At 41.9% G+C, this 5,310-nt stretch carries 3 protein-coding genes; 2 read left to right on the top strand and 1 reads right to left on the bottom strand.

The window, feature by feature from the left end; all coding sequences use genetic code 11:
* Positions 1-167 precede the first annotated feature (167 nt).
* Positions 168-3,275: an MFS transporter gene (locus C7B62_RS24305; RefSeq protein WP_233220138.1), complete on the bottom strand. Its 3,108-nt coding sequence runs from the start codon at positions 3,273-3,275 to the stop codon at positions 168-170.
* A 395-nt stretch (positions 3,276-3,670) separates the two neighbouring features.
* On the opposite strand from C7B62_RS24305, the gene C7B62_RS24300 reads away from it, so the two are divergent.
* Both C7B62_RS24300 and C7B62_RS24295 read left to right on the top strand, forming a co-directional pair.
* Positions 3,671-3,871 (top strand): phycobilisome degradation protein nblA, encoded by a 201-nt coding sequence (locus C7B62_RS24300; protein ID WP_106243807.1) that lies wholly within the window; start codon positions 3,671-3,673, stop codon positions 3,869-3,871.
* A 101-nt stretch (positions 3,872-3,972) separates the two neighbouring features.
* Positions 3,973-5,130 carry a histidinol-phosphate transaminase gene (locus C7B62_RS24295; protein WP_233220137.1) on the top strand — a complete coding sequence of 386 codons (1,158 nt, stop codon included), beginning with the start codon at positions 3,973-3,975 and terminating at the stop codon, positions 5,128-5,130.
* Positions 5,131-5,310 lie beyond the last annotated feature (180 nt).

The raw sequence follows: 5,310 nt of genomic DNA, 5'->3' as shown, positions 1-5,310 counted from the left end.
GGATGTTTGTTTCCTGGTCGGGCTTTCATCTCAAGGTACAAGACGCATGAGTTTTCAGCCCGACATTAATTTATAAATAAAATAATCACTAACAGCAGTTTAACTAACCCAGCCACAGATCATCAGTATTTTTTTGTTAAGGTTTGAATCCTCAGGTTTTGACTTGCTTAGAGAGTAACTCCTATTGCCCCAGCACCAGCAGAGGCGATCCCACTAATCAAAGCAGTCAAGAATAACCACCAAGACGCGGTTGCAGCAGCTTTACGGGTTTCTTCTACCTGTTCGGCAGCCTGTTGCTTGGCACTTTCTAAACGCATTGCTGCTTCGGTTTGAATTCGTTCAGCACGCTGTAGGGCGCGATCGCGAGTTCGTTCAATCTGGGTAACAATCCGCTCGGCATCAGCCTTAGAAATGTCGTCACGAGAACTCATGATAGCAATCAGCGTATCGCGATCTACATGAGCAAAGCGATCTTTGAGGGCAATAAAACCAGCTTGGGGATCGTTAAATAAGACATTGACATCCCGTTTAATACCTTCATAGGCTAGTTCAGGACGATCTAAGCTATTGAGATAATCCTTGATTTTTGCCAAGATGCGATCAATTACCGACTGGATTTTATCCTGTACCATCTGGAGTTGAGACATAACACTATCTCTAACTGACAAGATTTGATCTACCACCTGGTTAACATCACTTTCGGAGATATCTTCCCGTTGACTCAACAAAGCTACTAAGGTAGAGCGATCGAAGCTGGCTAATCTAGTTTTGAGACTTTCTGCCCCAGCACGAGGATCATTGAGCAGTAACTCAACATCTCGTTTTATTCCCGCAGGACTTAATTCCGCCTTATCGGTAGAACGAAGATAATCGGCGATCGCATTTTGGAAGTCTTGAACTTTTTCTTGGGTACGAATAGCTGCACGGCGAGGCGCTTTAGCTATATTTTTGAGGGTAGACTGCACATCATTAATAATTTGATTGGCATCAGCTTCGTTTAAATCTTGACGCTGCGCTAGTAACTGCACCAGAGTGTCGCGATCCATTGCTGCTAAACGCTGACGGACGGCTCTTGAACCCAATTTAGGATTATTCAATAATAAAGTTAAATCCTGTTCGATACCTCTGGGGTTAAGCTCTGGTTTCCCAGTCTGACGTAGATAATCAGCGATCGCCGATGTTGCTTGGTTATATTGCGACTGCGCTTTTGAGGCTAACTTTTGAGGGAGGTTAACCACCTGCATCCAAGCACTTTCAATGGTATCAATAGTATCTTCTACCTGTTCTGCGCTTAGATCTTGACGTTGAGAAAGCAATTGAACCAAAGTATCGCGATCAAAACGAGCCAATCTTGCTCTTAATGCTGAACTACCAGCCTGGGGGTCGTCTAGCAGTAATTTTAATTCCTGTTTAATTCCCTCGGGGTTGAGTTCGCCTTTGCCTGTATCTCTTAAATAGCTTTGAACCTGTAGCCATTGTCTTTCGGCTACTGTTTGAGCCTGGTTGATATTTTGCAAGTTTGCTTCTAAAACTTGATCTCGCGCTATTTCTAGTTCTCCAGCGATCGCCGATGCCTCGATGGCATCTAGATCACTACGTAACTCCAGCATTCTTAATAAGGTCGGGCGATCTAAAGCTGCCAGGCGAGTACTCAACTGTTCAGCAGTGGCATTAAAATCTTCAAGAATAGGCTTAAATTCAAGCTGAATTTTTTCAGGAGTCAAATCGCTTTTTGGCACAGTGGTTAGATAATCCTCGACCTCCGCCATCAATTCAATACTCTTTGCTCTTGCCTGGGCTGCTTCGGCCGTAGCAATGACTTCTAAACGAATTGTATCGAGAATATTGACGGTGTTGCGGATTTGCGACTGGGAAAGTAGCCCTTTTTCCTTGAGTGTGTTCGTAAAATCGGCGCGATTGATTTGTCTTAGTTCAGCAGCGACAGATTCAGGATCGGCATCGACATCGTAGATTAAATCGCGAAATTCATACTCCAGGTTTTTGGGCTGAAGTTGCCAAGGATAGGCATTAATTAGATAGTTTTGAATGTCTTTCTTGATTGTGCTATTGGGAGCGTCTTTAATACCTACTTGAGTAGCGACTTTATCGGTTTCCTCTCCTAACTTCTGACCCGCAGTCTTTAATTGACTGATAATCTTGTCAACATCAAAGTCAGAGAGATCGATCCGCCTCATAATTATATTAGCTAGACTGCTAGCACCAAAGGAAGTCGCTGCTTGTTGCGTCGGGCTATTTTCTGCGGAACCATTTTTTTGACCCACAGCATTGAGTAAAGAATTTAACCTACTATCAAAGTCCTTCCCGACTAGCTGTTCTTTAGTAGCTGACTTGAGATAGCTAGCAAAATCGCTAATTGGATTACCTGAAGAACTATGCTTTTTGGTTCTTTTACGCCAAACTGACTCAAGCTTACCTGCGATCCTTTCTGCATCCCGTTTGGAAATATCAGAGCGATCGCTTATTAATTGAATAAAGGTTTGGCGATCAATGTTGCGGACACTATCACTATCGACAACTTCCTGTAAATTTTCATCATCGAGCAACTGTTCAAAATCCTGAGCAATCCTGTCAACATCTAAACCTGAAGGTTTGATTGACTGTAATAAATCTTCAATGTTTTCGCGCATCGACACAGGATCGATCGCCATGCCCAATTCTTTTCTAACTGCACTAGCAGCAGCTTCAGCCGTATTGACAACTTGTTTGCTGGCTGCACCAGCACCCAATGCCGCCGTAGCCGTCCCAAAGATCATTTGGATGCCAGAAGTGGCAGTATTGGCAATTGAACCAAGAAGCGAACCAATTGCTTGAGAACTTAGCAACATCATCAAAGCAAAGAAAGCTGCCCAAATGACTAGACCAACAATTGCACCAGAGAGGGGCGTAGCAAATAACCCCAGCTTCACCGCCAGCAGACTGCCAATAAATAAGGCTAAGGTTACGCTGATTAGAGTGCCTAATCCTACTAGCAGACCAATTTTTTTAATCGTGCTGCCAAATCCTGGTGAACTGTGACTGGATGAAGAATGAGAAGGAGAAGAGGCATCAGAACTACCTCCAGCCATAGAAATACCGATGGCAACACCTAAATTAGTAAAAAGCAATTGAAAAGCGAATGCCAAAACTACCCCAGCTAACAAAGCAGCAAAAAACTGAGGTCCATTGAACACAAAAGAAGCATTTTCCACCGCTTCAAGATTTGGTTCAGTTTGTATATTTGTCTGCGCCAATAGCAGTATTTGATTGTCAAACACGGTTTTTTCCTTTGATTAGATAGTTTATTTGTACTGACTCCAATCTGGTTGACATTGGAGCTGTTGCCCTGAAAAAAATGGACAAAATAATTTTTTTAATGACTCTAGTAAAAATAATTTAGACAGGCTGACAAAATATTAATCTTCAACTTATAATTTGGTCGTCTCTCTTTGGATAGGGATTGAAGTCAGGGATGCAAATTTTTGATTTAGTGACAGACGGGGCATTTCGTAAATACTTTCTTAAATACTGTTGTCTAGCACTATTAATCTGCTATGATTTCCAGGAAGTTAGATTTTTTCCCACACTCAACTAACTACTCCTAATCAGCCAAAAACTTTACCATGGCTACATTTTTGTTACGCACTTACTTCACACACCAGGAGCTTGAGCTATGAATCTTGAGTCAAACCAATTATCTCTGGAGCAACAATTTATGCACCAGGTATTTGCGCTCAAAGTTAAAGATTTATCCTTTGAGGAGGCTAAAGAATTATTAATTAAATTTCACAAGCAAATGTTATTTAAAGATAATTTTGATCGTCAGCTATCGTCTCAAAGACAAAAAATTGCCCACCGAGTACTAGATAATTAGGTTTAAATCAACTGAATATAAACTTAATTGCTTAATTGGCTAGAGTTAGCAACTGAGACGATATATTTTATAATTTATGTCTCTCTTACTGGATCAATAACATGAGCCTCAAAGGATTCCTCACTTCGGATATGGCTTTGCGTCACGATCGCCTTTCTTTTATCCGTTCCGATCTAGCCCAGCTTGCAGCCTATACGCCCCATCCTGGAGGTGAAAGCTCAACAATTATTGATCGCTTAGATACCAACGAAAGCCCCTTAGATTTGCCCGTAGAAATTAAATCTAAACTGGCAGAAGAATACCAAAAGGAGATCGAAGCTAACCGCTATCCAGATGGTAGTCATGATGAATTAAAAAGTTTAATTGCCGAATATATCAATGAGTCGGCTAATCTTAGCGAGTTAACTAACGCTTATATTTCGGTAGGAAATGGCTCAGATGAGCTGATTCGCTCCTTGCTCATTGCCACCTGTCTGGGGGGAGAAGGTTCGATCTTAGTATTTACCCCAACTTTTTCAATGTATGGCATCCTGGCAAGAACTTTAGGAATTCCCGTAGTTACGATTGCCAGACAAGAAGATTTTAGTTTAGATTTAAATCTGGCTCAATTAGCGATCGCCGACACTAACAATCCGCCTATACGAGTAGTATTCATGGTACATCCCAACTCACCAACAGGGAATAGCCTAAGTAATCAGGAGCTAGCATGGTTGAGAAACTTGCCTGAGAACATTTTAGTAGTGATCGATGAAGCCTATTTCGAGTTTAGCCAGACATCGGTGGTGAGTGAATTAGCTTCGCGTAATAACTGGATTGTATTACGTACCTTTTCCAAAGCCTTTCGTTTAGCAGCTCATCGTGTGGGATATGCGATCGCCAATCCCGATTTAATCAGCGTTTTAGAAAAAGTTCGTTTACCTTATAATCTGCCTAGCTTTTCTCAAGTAGCAGCCAAGGTAGCTCTTAAGCAACGCGAGCTACTATTACCCCTAGTCGAGCAAACTATTGCTGAAAGAGAAAGAGTCTATGAGATATTGCAAGCAGACGGCAGTTTTAAAGTCTACCCAAGTCAGGCTAATTTTCTGTATATACGCCTAAAAGATACTGCCCAACAGGAGCAGGAATTAGCCAATATTACCCAAAAGCTTAAAACAGCAGGAACTTTAGTTCGTCATACGGGGGGAGGTTTACGCATTACTATCGGTACTCCCGCAGAAAATGATCGCACCATAGCCAGGTTAGCTGCTGTAAAAAGTTAAATTAATTTGTTTGCTTCTAATACTTTTGACGCTAACTAGAGTAAGTGCTGGTAAAGAATCGACAAATTCAGCGATCGCGAGTCTCTAGAGTACTCTTGGTTTCATGAAGTCTCCAGCGACTAAGCCTTTTAGGGCTGTAGTCGTGGTATCTGGTCAATCACCAGTGTAGGATTTTCCCAC

The organism is Pleurocapsa sp. CCALA 161, from assembly GCF_003003995.1.
Taxonomy (GTDB): domain Bacteria; phylum Cyanobacteriota; class Cyanobacteriia; order Cyanobacteriales; family Xenococcaceae; genus Waterburya.
This window is presented reverse-complemented; position numbering and strand designations above follow the sequence as displayed.

Excerpts from the sequence above, each read along its gene's own strand:
- C7B62_RS24300 (WP_106243807.1), top strand. The coding sequence starts at position 3,671 with ATGAATCTTGAGTCAAACCAATTATCTCTGGAGCAACAATTTATGCAC.
- C7B62_RS24295 (WP_233220137.1), top strand. The coding sequence starts at position 3,973 with ATGAGCCTCAAAGGATTCCTCACTTCGGATATGGCTTTGCGTCACGAT.